Below are 21,047 nucleotides of genomic sequence, written 5' to 3' on the forward strand. Positions count from 1 at the left end.
AACCGGCTTTCAAGTTTCATCACCAACCGATGTAGACCGTCGCCCGGGCTGATGACGCAGGCGGTCTTCACGTGGTGTGGTACCAAAATGATTGCGATAGCTACTGGAAAAATGCGGCCCGGACGAAAAGCCACACGACAGGCCAATCTGAATGATCGATTTGCTGGTCTGTAACAATAACTGCCGAGCCCGCTGCAGCCGCAAATCCAGATAATACTGCGAAGGTACGCTGTTGAGGTGCTGCTTGAACAGGCGTTCCAGCTGCCGGCGCGAAACACAGACCCGATCGGCAATTTCATCGGTAGTCAATGGTTCCTCCAGATTACTCTCCATCAAGCTGACTGCCTTGACCAACTTTGGTTGCACACCAGAGCCCAATTGATTTTGCAATGGGATACGCTGACGCTCCTCACCGCTGCGCATCCGCTCATTCATCAAGCTTTCCGACACCGCGCCTGCCAGCTCGTTACCCGCCAACCGCGCGATGATGGCTAACGTCAGATCCAATGCAGCCATACCGCCACCGCAACTGAAGCGATTCCGATCCAGTTCGAACAGATTGCTGCTGATAGCGGTTTGTGGGAATTGTTCGAGATAATGTTCAGCCTGCTGCCAGTGCACGCTGACCTTGTAGCCATTCATCAACCCTGCCTGGGCCAGCCAGAATACGCCCCAGCCAATACCCACCAACATGGCGTCACGATTGAGCAGCTCAATTACCCGCCGTGCCGGACGCAATGCCCCTGTCAACACAAAAACCAGATCCGAGGCCAATTGTGGTTGTAATTGTGGCACCGTCAATGACAGACCCGCTTCATCCTTTACCGGCGCAACATCCAACGTGGCAAGCGAAATCTGAAAGATCTCCCTGCCGGCCAATCGATTGGCACCGATCAATGCCGCCCGCACCAAAGCCAGCTCATGCAGTGCATAACCAGACAACAGCAATAGCTGTACACGTCGAACCGGTACCTGATCGCTCAACTCAAACATGAATACATCACTTGAAATCTATGGCACTGTACCAACAGCGCCTGGATTCTCAATCTGGTCATTGGATAGCACACATTGCTGCCGATCCGGCAAAATACTGTGCAAGCATGCTGGAATGCAGACTGGCAAAGGCATGATATGGTTGTAACCTGGATAATTAAAGGCCGGCTATGTGCCGGCCGCCTGAACCTTATTTTAGACTGCCCGACAGAAATTGACGCAGCCGTTCACTCTGCGGTGACACCAACACTTGCTTGGGATCGCCTTGCTCTTCAATTCGACCTTGATGCAGGAAGATGACATGATTGGATACCTCACGGGCAAATGCCATCTCATGCGTAACCACCACCATGGTGCGACCTTCCTGGGCCAATTGTTGCATCACGCGCAATACTTCACCGACCAATTCCGGGTCCAGCGCTGAAGTTGGTTCGTCAAACAACATGACTTCCGGCTCCATCGCCAAGGCACGGGCAATGGCCACACGCTGTTGTTGCCCCCCCGACATGTGTGCAGGGTATTTGTCCTCGACCTGTTTCAGGCCAACCTTGTCCAGATACTTACGGGCTCGACTGATCGCTTCTTCCTTGCTGACACCCAACACGTGGATTGGCGCTTCAATGATGTTTTCCAACACCGTCATATGTGCCCAAAGGTTGAAGTGCTGGAACACCATTGCCAATCGTGACCGGGTACGCTGCAATTGCTTGGCATCCACCGCATTCAGCATGCCATCTTTCGCCTTCGCCAGCTTCAGCTCTTCCCCTGTAACCAGGATACGGCCGCTATGCGGGCGCTCCAACAGGTTGATACAACGCAGAAAGGTACTTTTTCCCGAACCACTCGAGCCAATAATGCTGATCACGTCGCCCGCACGTGCCGCCAGCGATACACCTTTCAGCACTTCATGGCTACCATAGCACTTGTGCAAGTCTTCCACCTGCAACTTGTATACCGCCACATCTGCCGCAACATGGTTTGCATCTGATTTAGCAGGCGAGGTGCCACCGGATTGTGCATCTATCGGCAAGCCCGACTTTTCCGCATTCAAAAACATGGTTGTCTCACTCCAGAAAACTTATGCGCTCAACAGATTACCTGTCTTGAACGGCACACTACCCGCCACTTTGGCCATGCACATGCCGGCCGTCGCGTAGCGGCGGTTCTCGCGGGCGTACAGCACACCCGCTGTATTGCTGGTCACGGTGGCTATGCGATCCAGTAATGGATCGATCACGTCGAACACCGCGTCTCCTTTGGCTACCACATCCCCGACCTGCTTGTGGAATGCCACAGCACCGGCAATCGGCGCAGTCAATGAATCCGACCCCGCCAATGGTGAGGCCGCATGCAACAAGGGCGGCAAGGCCGGCGCAGGTTCATCAACCACTCCGCGATGACACAGAAAGGCATACAAGCTGGCAGCATCTTGCGCTGCCAATTCATGCGTCACATCCTGCTCGCCACGTAGTTCGACCGTGACGGATAAGCACGCCATTTCAATTGGGAAGCGATCCCTGAAATAATCAGCCAATTTCCACCAAGTTTGCGCACAGGCTTCATCAAATGGCTGCCCCCCAGACTCTGTCGCCAGCAACGTGGCATGGGCACCCAAATAGCGTGCCAACGGCTCGCACTGTGCCCATAGTGGTGTGCCGGTATAAAGATGCAGCACCGCTTCCGTATCGCAATGCAAGTCAAGCACCACGTCAGCATCGAAGGCCAAAGACATCAAGGTATGACGCAACGATTCCAGCTCAGTCAACGGTTTGGCTTGCGCCAACACCTCTCGCATTGCCGCACGGATCACACTGGTATTGTGCTTGGCATCCTGCGTGAACGCCTCAGCCAGCTTCGCTTGAATCAGCGGCGCAAAATCGGTGTAGTAGCGGTTGAAATTTTCGCCAGTGGTGAATTCAAAACGCCCCATCTGGTCATGCAACAGGGATTGTGACAAGCCGATCGGATTGGCATAGGGCACCAAGACGATCTCGCCCTTGATTTTACCAGCCGCTTCAGCACGATCGAGCAAAGGCCGTAAATGATGCAATACCAGCATGCCCGGCAATTCATCCGCATGCAGGCTGGCCTGCAGGTAAATCTTCTCACCCATCCCTGATGCACCGTAATGCAGACTACGCAAACTGCGCTGGGTACCAATGCTGGGTGAAATCAGTAAATGATGTTGTATGTTCATATCGAATCCGCCTCCGGTAACTGCCAGCCGGAACAACGCCAATGCGCTGGAGCCCGCCACCCAAGGCGGGCCATGATCCCGGTCAGGCTTTGCGTGGCTGCATATGGGCCAGCCAGCGTCCTTCCGCTTTCTTGAACAACTTCACGATCAGAAAGGTAAAACACAAATAAATCACACCTGCCGCGATGAATGCTTCAAACGGCAGGTAGTACTGCGAATAGATCTTGCGCGCCGCACCAGTGATATCCATCAACGTCACGATGGATGCAAGCGACGTACCATGCAGCATCATGATCACCTCATTGCTGTAGGCCGGCAAGGCACGGCGTAAAGCCGATGGCAACAGAATCCGCCGGAACATCAGTGCGCGACTCATACCCATGGCCTTGGCTGCTTCCACTTCACCATGATGAGTAGCCTTGATAGCACCAACCAGCATCTCGGTGGTATAGGCACTGGTGTTAATGATGAAGGCCAGACAGGCGCAAAAGCTGGCGCTCTGCAAATACTCCCAAGCCCAACTGTCACGCACCAACTCAAATTGTGCCACGCCGTAATAGATCAAATACAACTGGACCAACATCGGTGTACCACGAATCACGTAGGTATATAGCCACACTACCCCACCGGCCCACTTGCTGGCCACACGCAGCACAGCCAGCGGCACTGACAACAACAATCCAAACAACAGCGACAAAACCAACAGCTGCAAGGTCGTTAGAATGCCACTGCCGTAAAGACCAATATTGGCCCAGATCACGTCAAATTGCATCACAACTCCCCGGTCCGCACACCAGCCGAATACCGTTTTTCCACCCAACGCAGGACCAGGATGGAAACCGTGGTAAACAACAGATACATTCCTGCCACAAACAGGAAGAAAGTAAACGGTTGCTGGGTAGCCTTACCAGCAGCATCGGCGCGCTTCATCATATCCTGCAGACCAATGACCGATACCAGTGCCGTAGTCTTCAGTAGAACCAGCCAGTTGTTGGAGAAGCTGGGGATCGCAAAGCGGATCATCTGTGGCACCACGATACGGAAAAACACCCGACTGCGGCTCATACCAAAAGCCACACCGGCTTCCGACTGCCCCTTGGGTACTGCCATGATGGCTCCACGAAAGGTTTCCGACAGATATGCCCCAAAAATGAATCCTATGGTCAACATACCCGCAAGAAATGGATCAACGTCGACAAAATCCAACGCATAGTCCGAGCCCCGCTCAACCATCCAATCATTGAAGTAGGTCACAAGGTCATTGATGATGATCTGTCCGCCAAAGAACAGCAGTAACATCAACACCAGATCAGGTACACCACGAATTAATGTGGAATAGGCCTCGCCCCACCAAGCGATGAAACGATTAGATGCCAGCTTGGCTGCTGCGCCGATCAAACCAAGAATGGTAGCGACGATCAACGAACCGAAAGCAATTTTCAGTGTGACCCACGCACCGTCGAGAATGCTGGGGAGGTATTCGCCAAGCATGTTCTGACGCTCCTGCCAAAAAGACGCACAGGCCCGAACCAACCGGCCCGTGCGACACTCAAGGAGACAAATATCGAAAACAGCAATTCCACACATGGCAATCGCCGTTGACGAGACGATATCCGATCACGGCATCGGGGGGCACATGTCCACCCGTCACCACTGATCAGGCGCTATTTGCCATAAACGTCGAAATCGAAGTACTTGCCTTGAACCTGCTTGTAGACACCATTACTTCGAATGGCCTTGATGGCTGCCGTGAATTGGTCACGCAGATCGGCATCCGCCTTGCGTACGGCAACCGCCGCGCCAAAGCCGATGTATTTCGGATCATCCAGTACCGGTCCGACAAAACCATAATCCTTGCCAGCTGGTGTATCCATGAAATCGACCTTACCTACTACGCTATCCACCAGGGTGGTATCGATGCGGCCCGATTTCAGGTCCAGAAACACCTCGTTCTGCGAGCCGTAGGGAACAACTTGTGCACCTGCACGGCCATAGATATCGGCTGCATATTGCTCTTGAGTGGAGCCACGCAATACGCCGATCTTTTTACCCTTCATGCTTTCCGGTGTACCGGCCAGTTTTTTGTCGTTCTTGGCGATCAAACGGGAGGGGGTGTGATAATACTTCTCGGAGAACTCCACCGCGCGCTTGCGTTCTTCGGTGATCGACATGGAGGAAATGATGGCGTCGAATTTGCGGGCGTTCAACGCAGGGATGATGCCATCCCAGTCTTGCTCGACAAAGGTACACTTGGCCTTCATCTGTGCACACAGGGCATTGGCGATATCAACATCGAAACCGGCCAACTTACCATCGGGGGTCTTGTAGGTGAAGGGCTTGTAAGCCGCTTCCAGACCAATACGGATGGTTTTCCATTCTTTTGCCTGGGCGGTCGCCGCCAAAGCAGACATGAGTAGCGCAGCAATGAGCGCACGTTTCTGCATATTGTACTCCTCGTATCAAACCGGCCAGCATACCACAAGCCGCATCCATCCTTCACCCCACCGCTTTATTGGTTATGGATTACGCGATGAGTCGAAAAGATTGTAACCACCCGACTGATCGACACATTTCTTGAAAGCGACATGTTGTTATATCGCCATATGACCGATTACACAGTATCAACCGAACCACCGAAACATGCGAAAATGATTGGTTCCATGTGCAGGCATCCAAGCGTCGAGCCAATGTACAAAGCTGTCGCATTAGGGAAATCCGCTAGATCAGCGTTTCGTTAGAATGCGCCAGAATAAAAAAAGGCATGACACTTGAGTGATAGTCGTATTTAGCTATGCTGAAATGTTCGCCGGCGCCAGTGGCTGCCCCAAAACCGTTGAATGGCTTGATCACAAGTCAAGTCACTGCAGCGGCTTTGGGACAGCTTCTGAGGAGGAGACCCCCACATGCAAAGCGATATCGTCGCAACCAAGCTACTCGACCAGATTTGTGCTGCCGGTAATGGCAATGCTGCCCCCGGACTGACGAGTTTTCTCGAACAGTACTACCGCCTTGTCGCCACTGAAGACCTGGAAAGCCGTGAAGCGCTTGACTGGTATGGTGCAGCGCTGGCGCATTACCAGTTCGGCGCCAAGCGCCCGGCAGGTGAGCTGAAGCTGCGCGTCTACAACCCCAGCTTCAACGAAGACAATTGGCAGACCTCTCATACCGTCGTCGAAATCATCAATGACGATATGCCATTTCTGGTGGACACCGTCAGTCTGACTTTGCAACGCCTGGGCCTCAACATCCATCTGATCATCCATCCAATTTTTGATGTGAACCGCGATGGTAAAGGTCAGTTGAGCGGTTTCGATGCGGCAGATACGCGTGCCGAATCCTGGATGCATGTCGAGATCGACCGCATCAGCGGGCGTGGTCAGCTGGAAGAGATCCATGCCGCACTGGAAACCGCATTGACCCAGCTGCGTGCCTGCGTTGAAGACTGGCCTACCATGGCAACCAGGTTGGAAGCCGTGGTTGACAGCCTACCCAAAGGCAATAGCGAAGCCGCACAGGCTGCCGATTACCTGACTTGGTTGCGGGACGAACATTTTGTATTCCTGGGCTTCCGTGAATACGAGCTGACCAGTGATGACAAGGGTCCACAACTGAAGATCGTCAACGAATCCGGCCTGGGTATGTTGCGCGAGGCAGGCGAAAAGACCCTCTCGGCCAGCTTCAAGGCATTGCCGCTTGAGCTGCGGGATCCGAAGCACCCGCGTGCCAAGCAGTTGATGGTGCTGACCAAGTCCAACTCCCGTTCTACCGTGCATCGCTCCGGCTATCTGGATGTGATTGCCCTCCGCCGCTTTGACGCTGCCGGCAACGCCGTGGGTGAATACCGATTCCTTGGTCTGTATACGGCTGCTGCATACAATACGCCACCACATCAGATTCCATTGCTGTCCGACAAGATTGACGCCGTGATGAAGATGAGTGGCTTGCTGCCGAACAGCCACAAGGCTAAAGCCCTGCTGAACGTACTGGAAACCTACCCACGCGACGAATTGATCGAAGCCAGCGAGGAAACACTGTTCCAGATCGCACTAGGCGTGGTCAACCTACAGGAACGTTCACGTGTACGCGTGTTCATTCGCGAAGACATTTTCCGTCGTTATGTATCCGCACTGGTTTATCTGCCACGCGATACCTACAACACGGATGTCCGTATCAAGATGCAGCAGATTCTGCTGAATGCCTTTAATGGCGTCAGTGCAGAATTCAACGTCATGCTGTCAGAAGCTGCGCTGGCACGCATTCACTTCATCGTTCGCATTCCGACGGGTGCGCAGCTTAACTACGATGCAGCAGATGTAGAAGCTCAAATTGTTGCCGCTTCCCGCCGCTGGGCTGACGATCTGCGCGACAACCTTTTGCAACACGCAGGTGAAGAGCGTGGCAATGCCCTGCTTCGCCGTTACCAGAACAGTTTCCCGGCCGCTTATCTGGCTGATTTCAATGCCCGCAATGCTGTCGTTGATATCGACCGTATCGAGTCCTGCCTGGCAGGTCATCCGCTGGAGCTGGCCCTGTCAGCACCGAACCCATCCGATACCAGCCTGATCCGACTGAAACTGTATCGCTCTCAACCCATAGAGCTCTCGGATAGTTTGCCACTGCTGGAAAACCTGGGCGTGCGCGTGACCGATGAGCGCCCTTACAAACTGCTGCTGGATGACGGACGCACGGTATCAATCACCGACATCGGTCTGCGCATGCCGCAAACCGGCCTGTTACATGACAGCGATGCGCGCCGCGCGTTCCAACATGCTTTTGCTGCGACCTTCACAGGTTTGGCAGAAAACGACCCGTTCAACCGCCTGGTTCTGCTGGCCGGTTTGCAATGGCGCGAAGTAGTTGTGCTGCGTGCTTACTCCAAGTATTTGCGCCAAATCGGTTTCAATTACACCATCGAAACGCTGGCTGACACGCTAGCACGCCATGCAGATCTGGCGAAGCGTCTGGCCGGCTTGTTCAATGCCATGTTTGAACCAGCACAGACTGGCAAACATGATATCGACACACAGTTTGTCGAGCTGAAGGATGCGCTGCAGAAGGTCGACAGTGTGGATGACGAACGCATCCTGTCTGGCCTGTTCAATGTGATCAAAGCCACCCTACGTACCAATTTCTTCCAGCCTGCTGTCGATGGCCAGCAAAAGCCTTACATTTCATTCAAGCTGTCCCCGCGTGACATCCCGAACATGCCGCAGCCGGTGCCCATGTTTGAAATCTGGGTTTATTCACCACGTGTCGAAGGTGTCCACTTGCGTGGTGGCAAAGTGGCCCGTGGTGGTCTGCGTTGGTCGGATCGCAAGGAAGACTTCCGTACCGAAGTACTGGGCCTGGTGAAAGCGCAGATGGTGAAAAACACCGTCATCGTGCCGGTTGGCTCAAAAGGTGGTTTTGTCTGCAAGCAGATGGTGCCAGGCATGGATCGCGATGCAGTTCAGGTGGAAGGCGTGGAATGCTACAAGACCTTTATCCGTGGCCTGCTGGATGTCACCGACAACCTGAAGGAAGGTAAAGTCGTACCGCCGTTGAACGTGGTGCGCCGCGATCAGGACGACCCCTATCTGGTGGTGGCAGCTGACAAAGGTACCGCCACCTTCTCCGACATTGCCAACAGCGTGTCGCAGGAATATGGCTTCTGGCTGGACGATGCCTTTGCATCCGGTGGCTCCGCAGGATATGACCACAAGAAGATGGGCATTACCGCCCGTGGCGCGTGGGAATCGGTCAAGCGCCAGTTCCGTGAAATGGGCGTGGATACCCAGCAAGAAGTGTTCACTGTAGCCGGTATTGGCGATATGGCAGGTGACGTGTTCGGTAACGGCATGTTGAACAGCCCGTTCATCAAATTGGTGGCAGCCTTCAACCATATGCACATCTTCCTGGATCCAAATCCGGATGTCGCGCTCAGTTTCAAGGAGCGCCAGCGTATGTTCGTGCTGCCCCGTTCCAGCTGGGAAGACTACAACAGGGACGTGATTTCGGAAGGTGGTGGCATCTTCTCCCGTTCCGCCAAGACCATTCCGCTGTCACCACAAGTGAAGGCCATGCTGCAGGTTGAAGTTGACACCATGACGCCGGCCGAACTGATGAATGCCATCCTCAAGGCACCAGTTGACCTGCTGTATAACGGTGGCATCGGTACCTATGTGAAATGCAGTACCCAGACCCATGCAGAAGCCGCCGACCGCGCCAATGATCCGATTCGCGTCAACGGTGGTGAGTTACGCTGCAAGATGGTGGGTGAAGGCGGTAACCTGGGTTGCACACAGCTAGGTCGTGTTGAGTATGCCTTGAATGGCGGTCGTATCTACACCGATGCGATCGACAATTCTGGTGGCGTGGATTGCTCTGATCATGAAGTCAACATCAAGATTCTGCTGACCGGGTTGATGCAAGCGGGCGACATGACCCTGAAACAACGTAATCAGCTGCTGGCAGAAATGACCGATGAAGTTGGGCAACTGGTACTGCGTAACAACTATCTGCAGACTCAGGCGATCAGCCTGGAAGCAGAACAGTCAATGTCGCTGTTGCCCGCCCATATCCGATTGATGCACAACCTGGAAAAGGCTGGTAAGTTATCCCGTCGCCTGGAGTACCTACCGAACGACGATATCCTGGCAGAACGACGCGCCAAGGGTCAGGGCATTACCAAGCCGGAGCTGGCTGTATTACTGGCCTACTCGAAGATCGATCTGTATCAGGACCTGCTGGCCAGCACGTTGCCAGACGCCCAAGGTATGGATCAGTTGCTGTTCGAATACTTCCCGAAAGTATTGGGCGAACGCTTCCCTGATGCAATGAAGAGCCACGCGCTGAAACGCGAAATCATCGCCAACCACGTGATCAACGAAACCGTCAACCGCATGGGTTGTACATTTGTTGTCCGCCTGCGTGAAGAGACTGATGCCAGCAGCGCCGACATCGTTCTGGCTTGGCGTGACGCCTGCCGCCTGCTGAATGCGGAGCGCTTCTGGCAGGATATTGAAGCACTGGATGGCAAGGCCACGGCCAGTGCACAACATGCACTACATCTGGAGCTGCGCAAGCAACTCGAACGTCTGACCCGCTGGGTGTTGCGTGAGCGCATGGGCAATCCGAACCTGAGCAGCACACTGGAAACCATCCGTATCGACTTCCAGGCAGCATTGGCTCAAGCATCGCAATGGCTGGGTTATCGTGACGATCTGAGCAAACTGGTACACGGCTTCGAACAAAACGGTATTCCGTCCGATCTGGCCAAGCGTCTGGGTTACTTGGATGCAGTGGTTGCGTTACTGGATGTTGTACTGCTGGCCAAGCAGGCTGGCAGCAGTGTCGATGAGGTCGCCGTCAGCTACTTCCGTATTGACGAGCTATTATCCCTGACATGGTTGCGAGCCAATATTGACGCCTTGCCGCGTGAATCACGTTGGCAAACCCTAGCCCGTATGTCATTGCGCGATGAACTGTACCGAGAGCAACGAGCCTTGGTCGAGCGCGTGTTGAAGCTGGGCAATGTCGATAACTGGCTGACCGCCAAGCAGGAAGGCATCAATGGTGCCCGTGCCCTGCTCGGTGAGTTGATGAGCGAGAAGCGTACCGACATCACCATGCTGTCAGCAGCATTACGTGAACTACGTATCCGCTTCGCGTAAGCTGGTTTCTCTTCTCCAATCAAAGCGGGCCTTGGCCCGCTTTGTCATTACTGCGATAAATATGGCGCCGCCAAGTGATCAAATGCCAGCTGCTGCTCGGCACTGAGCAACGGCGATACCAGTGACATCGCCTGAAACACACCATTTGCCATCACATCGCTTCCCAAGTCTTGGCGCGGATGCCGGACATACTCAAACGACAACCACTGACTCGCGATCACCATCATATTGACCGCCATGGTCTGGATTTGATGGCGGGTTGCCCTCAATTCTCCTCGCATTGCCAGCGAACTCAGAATACCGGCCACCGACCGGGCCTGTAGGCCGATAACCTGCTTGAAGCGGCTGGCTACGCCAGGATACCGGGACACCACATTTACCGGGTCACGGTACAGAAACCGGAATTTCCAGGCCAATTGAAACAGCAAATGCAGGTATAACCACAGATCTTCCAACGTAGCAGCTCGCCCTTCCTCTAACACCAATTCCTCATGTACTTCATGACGAAACAACTCGAACAAGGCTTCGACAATCGCCTCTTTGTTTTTGAAATGGTAGTAAAGGTTACCCGGGCTGATACTCAATAGTTCACCAATCTCAGTGGCAGTGACATTGGATTCCCCAACTGCATTGAAACGCGACAGACTCAGCTCAAGAATCCGCTCCTTGGTACGACGTTTGGGTTTGGCTTCCATAGTCACCACTCACCATGCGACCGACACGACATCATGTACGCCACATGCCCTTCGCCGCCATACCATTTATAGAGGTTTGCTTCCATGCCGATCCACATACATACTTAAAATCAAGCCATTGCCATAAATCCATGCCGCCATGTCTGACCACCTGCATCCTGCTGGTTTTTGCGCGATCATGCTGATCTTGCTGGCATACCCGGCCCGTGCCGACATATCAATGCAAGATGTCAGAATCTATACAGCCAACGATCCACCTTATGTGGTGGTGGACAAACAAGGTCAGCTGATAGGCGGCACCACCGTTGACAAAATGCTGCAGGTTCTGGAGGAGCTGCAACTATCACCGGACATCATTCAAAGTGTGCCCTGGTCTAGAGCATTAAAGGAGGCACGCAACAATCCAGGCGTCATGATCTTCCCAATGGCCAAAACCGTGGAACGTCTAAAATATTTCGACTTCACTTTCAAAATCATTGATTCCTACGTGTATTTCTACAAACTGAAGCATCGAGAAGATATACAGTTGAATCAATTGGAAGATGCACGCAAGTACTCTATTTGCGTGGTATCCAACGACTACCGTCAAGAATACCTGGAAGCCGAAGGCTTTACCCGCCTTGATTTCGCGACAGACAGTACACTCAATGTCAAAAAGTTCATCCATGGGCGCTGCGATCTGATTATATCGACTGAAATTGGACTAGCATCCAAACTGAAATCGCTGGATCAGGATGGAACGATTGTCAAACGGCTGCTGCTGTTGGATAAGCTGGATAGTGCGCTATACGCCGCCTTCAATAAAACAACACCACCCGAAATCATTGAACTGTTCCGTCGAGCAGCCCGAGAGAAGTAATACTGTCGCAACCTTCCGGCCAAAAAAAGCCCGCCATAGGCGGGCGCGAGGAAGGGGTGTACTGCTTCTTCATCAATCGACAACAGGGTCTAACACCGTACAACTCATCATATTGCTGCAGAGCCCTTCAAGCGACTTACTGCACGGCAACTTCCAGCTCAGTCGCTGTCAACGTCGTGTCCTTGACACTTTCCTTCGACTCAATCGAAGCCTTCTTTACCACACCGGCCGCCTTCTTTTCGGCAGCAATCGCCTTTTCCAGCAATTTGGTCAGCTCTTCCACACGAGCAGTCAGCTCGGCTACTTCCTTACGGCTGGGTACCCCCAAGCGGGAGACCACACCTGCAACGCGATCCTGAAACACCTGCTCCAACTTGTCCCAGGTCTCGGTGGCTTTGGACGTACCTTTAGATACCTGCTTGCCAACCGCCTTCTGAGTCTTGGCTTGCAGGGCTTCGCCCTCCTTCACCAGCTCTTCAAAGACCTTGTTGCCCGTAGATTGTGCCTTGGCAAAAGCACCCAAACCGGCCAACCAGATTTGCTGCGCGGAATCCCGCGTACCTTTCACCAACTCGTTCTCTGTGACGTTGGAAGCAATGGATTTCAATTGTTTAACCACAGCCATGACAGACTCCTCTCTGATCTTCGTTTTCACCTTGACGCCACGTTCGCTGCAACGTCTTCCTGACATCTTGATGACAGTCTAGGGAAAAAAATTAGAGGGGGCACACTAATCACCGCGTCAGAACTTGATCTGAATCAAACAGACTGGCGTGTCTCCACGGCCATCAATATTTACCAAGACCAGGTTTCCCACATCATGGCAACAAAGCCGGCAGGACTATCTGCCCGGCATCCATCTGCTCAAACGGCTTGCCCACCTGATCCAGTAGCAGTTCACGAAATGCTCGCATGGCAGCAGTCATCACAACATCGTTTCGATAGATCAACAACGTGGGGGCGCGAGAAAATGTGGCTGGCAGGTGATGAACACAAATCGAATCGCGTAGTCGATGCTGCTTGACCAGCGATAGGGGCATCATCGAAATGCCCATCCCTGCTGCCACACAGCCCATGATGGCGTCAAACGAACCGAAATCCATGCTACGGCGTGGACTCGCCCCGATGTGATCCAACCACCGTTCTAGATAGCTGCGATACATGCATCCCTGGCGGAAGACCAATACAGCGGTCTCGCTCATTTGTGCACTATTTGGCAACGCACCATAGACTGGGCTGGTGATCAATACCAGCTCCTCGTCAAACACTACCTCTTGAGTCAAATCCGGATGCGACAACGGCGCTGCCACCAAAGCGGCAGGTAACTTCTTCGCCAACACAGCACCCATCAACTCACGCGTGGTGCCTGTCTCCAGGTTCAATTCCACATCAGGAAACCGGGCATGATATTGCGGCAACACTTTAGGCAAGCGCGAGGCAGCTGTCGTCTCCATGGTACCGAGTGTCAGCGAACCTCGTGGCGTACCTGTATCGGTCACTGCCGCACGAGCCTCGTCAGTCATTCGAATGATGCGGTCAGCGTATTGCAGCAAGACTTCTCCAGCTGGCGTAATCTGCATTCTACGGTTACGACGATAGAACAGCGCCACGCCCAATTCATCTTCCAGTTGCTTGATCCGTGCCGTCACATTGGATTGCACATAGTGCAACTTTTCTGCGGCACGGGTGACTCCCCCCTCTTCGGCCACGGTTCGAAAGATTTTCAAACTGACCACGTCCATTATCCATCTCCATTTATGATGATTTTAATCATTATTATTCGTTTTTCATGATAATGAAATCGAGCTATGCTGAATCGACATTCTTTGAATCACAACGACAATGTCTCATTCTCAACCCTCTCTTTCCCGCATCTTGCTTGGTGGCATTGCCGCAGTAATGATCGTCCATGGCATCGGGCGCTTCGCCTATACACCGCTTTTGCCCTTGATGGTAGAAGATGGCCTGAGCTTGCAGCAGGCTGGCTGGATCGCCTCAAGCAATTATGTCGGCTATCTGATCGGCGCATTGTTTACCGTGTTTTATCACGGTCAGCGCGAGCCTTGGCTGCGTGGCGCTCTGCTGGTAAACCTATTGACGACTTTTGCCATGCCACTGACACAACAGTGGGAAAGCTGGGCAATCTTGCGGCTGCTGTCGGGTATTAGCAATGGTCTTGTGTTTGTCTATGCCTCTGCCTTTGTCTTCGGGCATATGGCGAAAGCTGGCCGGGTTGCGCTGAGCGGCTTGCTCTATGCCGGCGTAGGAGCAGGGATTGTGCTATCCGGCCTGGTCATCAGTGTATTGCCACTGTTACAAGGCAATTGGCAACTTGGCTGGTGGCTATCTGGAGTGGCATGCTGCCTGGTACTTTGGCCAGCATGGCAATTGCACGAACCCAATACCCCATCCAGCGCTCACAACCAACCTCACCCGCGTGCCGGCACCAATCTGATCTGGGTTGCGATGGGCTATGGCTGTGCTGGGCTTGGATATATTGTGAGCGCCACATTTTTGCCCGCCATTATCCGTGCCACACCAGGGTTGGAACACGTCGCAGCACTTAGCTGGATCATTGTCGGTATTGCTGCAATTCCCTCCAGCGTTTGCTGGAGTTGGCTGATGCAGCGGATTGGCGAATTGCGTGCCCTGCTTCTGGCCTATGCATTGCAGGCAATAGGCGTCATCGCACCGGTATGGATAGGTGGCTTGGCTGGTGCCCTGCTCAGTGCCATGTTACTAGGTGGTACCTTTCTTGGCATCGTGGTCATGGCTATGGCAATGGCCCGCCGTCACGACCCTCATGGTGGCAGCCGTACGGTTGGGTTGTTAACCTCCATCTACGGTCTCGCCCAAATCATTGGCCCACTGATTACCGCGAGCCTGACCAACCGCCCCGATGGAATGGAGCTGTCACTGATCATCGCCGCACTCAGTCTGGGCGCAGGCGCCTTACTGCTGATCAAAGCCGAATTTAATCAAGCGAAGCAACGCCTGTTTACCCGGCAACTTTCTTGACCTATTTGCCCAATTTTGTGGCAACTGCCAATCAATCACTACAGGAGTCATCCATGCCTTATGTCAATATCAAAATCACCCGTGAAGGCACCACGCCCGAACAGAAGGCAGCACTGATCAAAGGTGTCACCCAACTGCTGGTTGATGTGCTGGACAAGAACCCGAACACCACGGTAGTGGTGATTGACGAAGTGGGCACAGATAATTGGGGAATCGGCGGGGAAAGCGTGACCGTACGGCGCAGAAGCGGGTGCTGATCCGCTGCTGACCGGATAGGCAGATGAATTTCGGGGCCTGCCCGGCCCCCTACTCCATCCATTTAGAATTTGGTTTTCGATATCACTTTCCCACGCCTGAAATTGTTCGAGCAATCGTAGGTAACACTGGTGGCATGCAGGCCTTGCTGATCAACCTGAAGGCGAATCTCGGTTTCCTGCTCCCCACCATGATCCCCACAAGGATATTGCACCAAGGCTACCTGTCCATTGCTTTCGCGCAATTTCTCCCAATCTGAGCGCCGTTCAAACACCAGAGGCTGATCGGGATGTGCCACCGTGCCGAATGCGTGCAATTGATTGCGTTTCGAACTGACACCAACAGCGACTGCCTGGGTATGGCCACAGGGTTCAGCACCAATCTGAAGCACGAACTCGGTTGCCTGACCATTGTGGTCATAGTCTCCCATGTTCATGACACCAACTGGCGGGCGGTTCTTCACCTGTTTCTCGATACGTCCAATATCCTCAACATCACGGTCACCTTTCATCACCGGCCATCTCGGTAACATGGATTCCCCTTCTGTACCGGCACCCTCCGAGAATAGAAAGCCCAGCGGCAGCCGCTCTTCTGCCTGCCCATGACGCAAGCGTACCAAATCAAGCTTGCCGGATTGTCCAAACGCATAGCCATGGCAAGGACACGTCTGCCACGTATCGACACTATCAGTCGAACAATAAGGCTTGGGCGATTGCCGCCACTGCAGTTGCCAGATTTCAGCCCCCCCATCGACCATGACCACGCGTTGTTCACGCAGTACAACCGATGCCCACTTTCCAGACTGCTTTGGCCTGGCATACTTCCCAGCTTCCTCCATGACATACAACTCACCGGTATTACCATCGATACGCCAGTCACCTAGCCATTTATCCATTTCACGACACCCACTTGCCCACAACGCCACGGCATAGCCCATGTTCTTCAACCTCATGTTCCTGATCTGCAGGCAATTAGGCTGCACGGGGTAATAGCGTTGTGTGACAACCCATTGCTTGAGTAAGAGTTGCGCTTCATTTTGATCAATGCGCACATCCTCAGCTTTAACGATCGAAGAGACAAACAAGCTGCCAATGAACAAACCAACACGGAAAAGACATATGGACATGGGAAATAATCAAAAAAGTTAAAAAGCCCAAACAGAATAGGCAGTCACATCTAACAAGCCGACCGAAGTCAACCCACAACAGACTTTTCTCAAGCTGACGGTGTTACAGCCCGGTAAGCATGAAAAAACCGCCAGCGAGATATCACTGGCGGTTTTCGACACATCATTACCCGATGAAAAAAGGCGCCGGGACTAACCCAGCCACTTACGGGCATTCCGGAACATGCGCATCCAGCCGGAATCCTCCCGCCACTCACTCGGGTACCAAGAACATTGCACCGCGCGATGCGCACGCTCAGGGTGTGGCATCATGATGGTGAAGCGGCCATCAGGCGTCGTGACCCCCGTAATACCTTTCGGAGAGCCGTTCGGATTAAGTGGATACACCTCGGTCGGCTTGCCTTTGTGGTCAATGAAGCGCAAAGCAACATTCACCTGTTTTTGCGCACTGGCGCTGGCAAACTCAGCCAAACCTTCACCATGTGAGACCACGATCGGCATTTTGCTACCCGCCATGCCCTGCAAGAACAGCGACGGACTTTCCTGCACTTCCACCATGACAAAGCGAGCTTCAAACTGCTCTGACAGATTGCGACCAAAGTGCGGCCAATACTCAGCACCAGGAATGATTTCCTTGAGGTTGCTCATCATCTGGCAACCATTGCACACGCCCAACGCAAAGGTATCACCACGCTGGAAGAAGGCTTCGAACTGTTCGCGGGCACGACCATTGAACAGGATGGATTTGGCCCAGCCTTCGCCCGCCCCCAATACATCACCGTAAGAGAAACCACCACACGCCGCAAAGCCAGCAAATTCGCTCAATGCAACGCGGCCAGTGATGATGTCACTCATGTGCACATCAAACGCATCGAAACCAGCCTTGGTAAAAGCGGCGGCCATTTCAGCCTGACTGTTGACACCTTGCTCACGCAAAACAGCAATACGCGGCTTGGCACCGGTTGCGATGAATGGCGCGGCAATATTTTCGCTTGGATCATATGTCAGCTCGGCAAACAGGCCGCGGTCGTGCTTATCCTGAATCCGGTCATATTCGCTTTCAGCGCAGGCCGGGTTGTCACGCAGCATCTGCATCTGGTAACTGGTTTCCGACCAGGCACGCTGCAGACTGGTACGTGTTTCATGGAATACGGTCTTGTTGTTGCGCTTGATTTTCAGCTTGTCATCCGACGACAGCGAACCGATCACATACAGCTCACTGCGGATACCAGCACTGAAGAACGCAGCCATGACAGCGGACGTATCGCTGCGGCGACATTGAATGACCGCGCCCAACTCTTCGTTGAACAACACACCCATGATGCGACCATTTTCAGCACGCAGCACGTCTTCCGGGGTCATTTCACCGTATTCGCGCTCACTGCGACGACGTTCGAAACACAATTCATCGATTTCAATGTTCAAGCCGACATGGCTGGCGAACATCATTTCACACAATGTCACGAACAGGCCGCCATCGCCACGGTCATGGTAAGCCAGCAGTTTGTCTTCGCGATTCAACTTCTGGATCACATTGAAGAATGCCATCAGTCGTTGCGAACTGACCACGTCAGGGTTGAAGTTACCGATCTGCTTGTAAACCTGTGCTAGCGCGGAACCACCCAAACGGCACTTGCCTGCACCCAGATCGATCAGAATCAGATCAGTATCGCCTGCATCGGTACGCAGCACAGGGGTCAAGGTCCGACGGACATCTTGTACTGGTGCGAATGCAGACACCACCAAACTCAGCGGTGCTGTCACCGACTTCTGTTGATTACCTTCCTGCCAGACCGTCTTCATTGACAATGAATCCTTGCCGACCGGAATACTGATGCCCAATTCCTTCGACAGATTCATCACAGCTTCTACCGTGTCATACAGGTTTGCGTCTTCACCTGGATGGCCTGCTGGGGCCATCCAGTTGGCAGACAACTTGATATCGCCAATTTCTTCAATACTGGACGCTGCAATATTGGTAATCGCCTCACCAATTGACATGCGGCCAGCTGCTGGACCGGAGATCAATGCCAACGGTGTGCGCTCGCCCATCGCCATGGCTTCACCACGATAAGTATCGAAACCCATTGTGGTCACCGCCACGTTGGATACGGGCACTTGCCAAGGGCCAACCATCTGGTCACGGGCAGTCATACCACCCACGGTACGGTCACCAATCGTGATCAGGAAGGTCTTGTCCGCCACGGCTGGCAGGCGCAATACGCGATAGGCTGCCTCATCCAGACACAAGGTGGAAGAGTCGAAGCGTGGTAGGTCCAATGTGCGGTGCATTACATCACGTGTCATGCGTGGCGGCTTGCCAAGCAGCACTTGCATATCCATATCAACCGGTTTGGACTGATCATGGGCATCCGATACGGTCAGATGCTGCTCAGTCGTCGCATGGCCCAGCACAGCAAATGGGCAACGCTCTCGTTCACAAATCGACTTGAACAACGACAGATCCGCCTCATTGATCGCCAGCATGTAGCGTTCTTGCGACTCATTGCACCAAATCTCTTTCGGTGACATGCCTTTTTCTTCGACCTTGATATCGCGCAGATTGACCCACGCGCCACGATCGGAACCATGCACCAGCTCCGGCAATGCGTTGGATAAACCACCAGCACCCACATCATGAATCGACAGGATCGGATTCTTGTCGCCGAGCTGCCAGCAACGGTCAATGACTTCCTGTGCACGACGCTGAATTTCCGGATTACCACGCTGTACCGAGTCAAAATCCAGATCTGCAGCATTGGCCCCCGTATCCATCGATGACGCAGCCCCGCCCCCCAATCCGATCAGCAGGCCAGGCCCACCCAATTGGATGATCAAGGCACCTGCCGGCAAATCATGCTTGCCGATATGATCGGCATCGATATTACCCAAGCCACCCGCGATCATGATCGGTTTGTGATAACCACGCATTTCGCCGGCAATCATTTCTTCATAAGTACGGAAATAACCCGTCAGGTTTGGACGCCCGAATTCATTATTGAACGCCGCCCCTCCGATCGGGCCATCCAGCATAATCTGCAATGGGCTGGCGATACGGTCGGGACGACCATACTGACCGTGCGAACCATCCTTGCCAGAATATTCTTCCCAAGGCTGCCCAAAGCCTGGGATGTTCAAATTGGACACGGTGAAACCTGTCAAACCGGCCTTGGGCTTCGAGCCACGTCCCGTCGCACCCTCATCACGAATCTCCCCCCCAGCACCAGTCGATGCGCCAGGGAACGGAGAAATCGCTGTCGGGTGATTATGGGTTTCCACCTTCATCAGGATATGGGTCGGACGATTGTGCCATTCCCATTTGCCATTCACCGAGTTGGGCTGCAGGCGATTGATGGTGGTACCCTCAATGACGGAAGAGTTGTCCGAATAAGCCACCACAGTACCTTCCGGGTGCGCCTTGTGGGTTTCGCGAATCATGCCGAACAGCGACAGCGGTTTTGCTTCGCCATCGATAATGAAATCAGCATTGAAGATCTTGTGACGACAATGTTCCGAATTGGCTTGCGCAAACATCATCAACTCGACATCGGTCGGGTTGCGCTTGATCCGCTGGAAATTCTCGACCAGATACTCGACTTCATCAGGGCTCAATGCCAGCCCCCAGTCCTTGTTGGCCTCGTCCAGCGCATTCTTGCCGCCAGCGAGCAGATCGACAGTTTCCAACGGTTTGCTGTCAATATGACGGAACAGCTTGCCTGCAGATTCCACCGACTCGAACACCATTTCCGTCATGCGGTCATGAATCAGCGGAGCCAGTGCTCGGCGGTCGTTATCCGACATCCTGCCGCCAGATTTGGTGATATAGATGGCCATACCACGCTCAACACGACGGACAGCACCAATGCCAGCATTGTGGACAATATCAGTGGCCTTGGAAGACCAGGGTGATATCGTGCCGATACGCGGCGTCACCAGCACCATCTCGCCAACGGTTGCGGCATCGATAGCGGGTGAACCGTATTCGAGCAGTTTTCCGAGGGTCGCCAGCTCCTCCGGCGTCAAGTCACGATCTACTTCCACAAAATGCCAGAATTCGGCGTAGACGTGTTCGGCATTAATGCCGACCTGAGTCAGCCCTTGGCGTAATTTATTCAGTCGAAATGCAGACAGCGCAGCGCCGCCGCGCAGTTTGAGGATGTCAGACATGCGATTCTCGAAAAAACGGGGTGTGTTCGAAAAGACCTCGCATAATACCGCAAAAGGCCATCATTTTCGAGGCGAACATCGGCCG

The 21,047-nt window shown here is 53.5% G+C and carries 15 protein-coding genes; 4 read left to right on the top strand and 11 right to left on the bottom strand.

Features of this window, described 5'->3' with window-relative positions; genetic code table 11:
• Window positions 1-9 precede the first annotated feature (9 nt).
• From FFS57_RS08835 to aotJ, 6 genes are all read right to left on the bottom strand, one after another.
• Window positions 10-993 (bottom strand): GlxA family transcriptional regulator, encoded by a 984-nt coding sequence (locus FFS57_RS08835; RefSeq protein WP_137937421.1) that lies wholly within the window; start codon window positions 991-993, stop codon window positions 10-12.
• A 190-nt stretch (window positions 994-1,183) separates the two neighbouring features.
• On the bottom strand, window positions 1,184-2,050 hold the full coding sequence (locus tag FFS57_RS08840; RefSeq protein WP_137937422.1) for an ABC transporter ATP-binding protein: 867 nt from the start codon (window positions 2,048-2,050) through the stop codon (window positions 1,184-1,186).
• A gap of 21 nt (window positions 2,051-2,071) precedes the next feature.
• The gene (locus FFS57_RS08845; protein ID WP_137937423.1) at window positions 2,072-3,190 is read right to left on the bottom strand and encodes a succinylglutamate desuccinylase/aspartoacylase family protein; all 1,119 of its coding nucleotides are present in this window, start codon (window positions 3,188-3,190) and stop codon (window positions 2,072-2,074) included.
• 82 nt (window positions 3,191-3,272) lie between these two features.
• Entirely contained in the window at window positions 3,273-3,962 is a 690-nt protein-coding gene (locus tag FFS57_RS08850) for an ABC transporter permease (RefSeq protein ID WP_137937424.1), read from the bottom strand.
• Window positions 3,962-4,681, bottom strand: a complete 720-nt coding sequence (locus FFS57_RS08855) for an ABC transporter permease (protein WP_137937425.1) — start codon at window positions 4,679-4,681, stop codon at window positions 3,962-3,964. Before FFS57_RS08855 ends, FFS57_RS08850 begins: the two co-directional genes overlap by 1 nt.
• Before the next feature lie 173 nt (window positions 4,682-4,854).
• The gene (gene aotJ, locus FFS57_RS08860; RefSeq protein ID WP_137937426.1) at window positions 4,855-5,634 is read right to left on the bottom strand and encodes an L-arginine-binding protein AotJ; all 780 of its coding nucleotides are present in this window, start codon (window positions 5,632-5,634) and stop codon (window positions 4,855-4,857) included.
• A gap of 459 nt (window positions 5,635-6,093) precedes the next feature.
• On the opposite strand from aotJ, the gene FFS57_RS08865 reads away from it, so the two are divergent.
• Window positions 6,094-10,842, top strand: a complete 4,749-nt coding sequence (locus FFS57_RS08865; protein ID WP_137937427.1) for an NAD-glutamate dehydrogenase — start codon at window positions 6,094-6,096, stop codon at window positions 10,840-10,842.
• A 47-nt stretch (window positions 10,843-10,889) separates the two neighbouring features.
• Here the strand turns inward: FFS57_RS08865 and FFS57_RS08870 are convergent, their stop codons facing one another.
• Window positions 10,890-11,537 carry a TetR/AcrR family transcriptional regulator gene (locus FFS57_RS08870; protein ID WP_137937428.1) on the bottom strand — a complete coding sequence of 216 codons (648 nt, stop codon included), beginning with the start codon at window positions 11,535-11,537 and terminating at the stop codon, window positions 10,890-10,892.
• Window positions 11,538-11,676: 139 nt separating this feature from the next.
• Here FFS57_RS08870 and FFS57_RS08875 point away from each other — a divergent pair, with 139 nt between their 5' ends.
• Window positions 11,677-12,396 (top strand): substrate-binding periplasmic protein, encoded by a 720-nt coding sequence (locus FFS57_RS08875; protein WP_137937429.1) that lies wholly within the window; start codon window positions 11,677-11,679, stop codon window positions 12,394-12,396.
• Between the two features lie 136 nt (window positions 12,397-12,532).
• Here the strand turns inward: FFS57_RS08875 and FFS57_RS08880 are convergent, their stop codons facing one another.
• Together FFS57_RS08880 and FFS57_RS08885 are read right to left on the bottom strand one after the other, a co-directional pair.
• Complete coding sequence (locus tag FFS57_RS08880) at window positions 12,533-13,021, bottom strand: phasin family protein (protein WP_171013775.1); 489 nt, start codon at window positions 13,019-13,021, stop codon at window positions 12,533-12,535.
• Window positions 13,022-13,214: 193 nt separating this feature from the next.
• Entirely contained in the window at window positions 13,215-14,138 is a 924-nt protein-coding gene (locus FFS57_RS08885; RefSeq protein WP_137937431.1) for a LysR family transcriptional regulator, read from the bottom strand.
• A gap of 100 nt (window positions 14,139-14,238) precedes the next feature.
• On the opposite strand from FFS57_RS08885, the gene FFS57_RS08890 reads away from it, so the two are divergent.
• Complete coding sequence (locus FFS57_RS08890) at window positions 14,239-15,414, top strand: YbfB/YjiJ family MFS transporter (RefSeq protein WP_137937432.1); 1,176 nt, start codon at window positions 14,239-14,241, stop codon at window positions 15,412-15,414.
• Between the two features lie 53 nt (window positions 15,415-15,467).
• On the top strand, window positions 15,468-15,671 hold the full coding sequence (locus tag FFS57_RS08895; protein WP_137937433.1) for a 2-hydroxymuconate tautomerase family protein: 204 nt from the start codon (window positions 15,468-15,470) through the stop codon (window positions 15,669-15,671).
• Between the two features lie 62 nt (window positions 15,672-15,733).
• Here FFS57_RS08895 and FFS57_RS08900 read toward each other — a convergent pair whose 3' ends face one another.
• Both FFS57_RS08900 and purL read right to left on the bottom strand, forming a co-directional pair.
• On the bottom strand, window positions 15,734-16,795 hold the full coding sequence (locus FFS57_RS08900; RefSeq protein ID WP_137937434.1) for a hypothetical protein: 1,062 nt from the start codon (window positions 16,793-16,795) through the stop codon (window positions 15,734-15,736).
• Between the two features lie 192 nt (window positions 16,796-16,987).
• Window positions 16,988-20,962 carry a phosphoribosylformylglycinamidine synthase gene (gene purL / locus FFS57_RS08905; RefSeq protein ID WP_137937435.1) on the bottom strand — a complete coding sequence of 1,325 codons (3,975 nt, stop codon included), beginning with the start codon at window positions 20,960-20,962 and terminating at the stop codon, window positions 16,988-16,990.
• Between the last annotated feature and the right edge of the window lie 85 nt (window positions 20,963-21,047).

Origin of the sequence: Chitinivorax sp. B (assembly GCF_005503445.1) — a bacterium.
GTDB lineage: Bacteria > Pseudomonadota > Gammaproteobacteria > Burkholderiales > SCOH01 > Chitinivorax.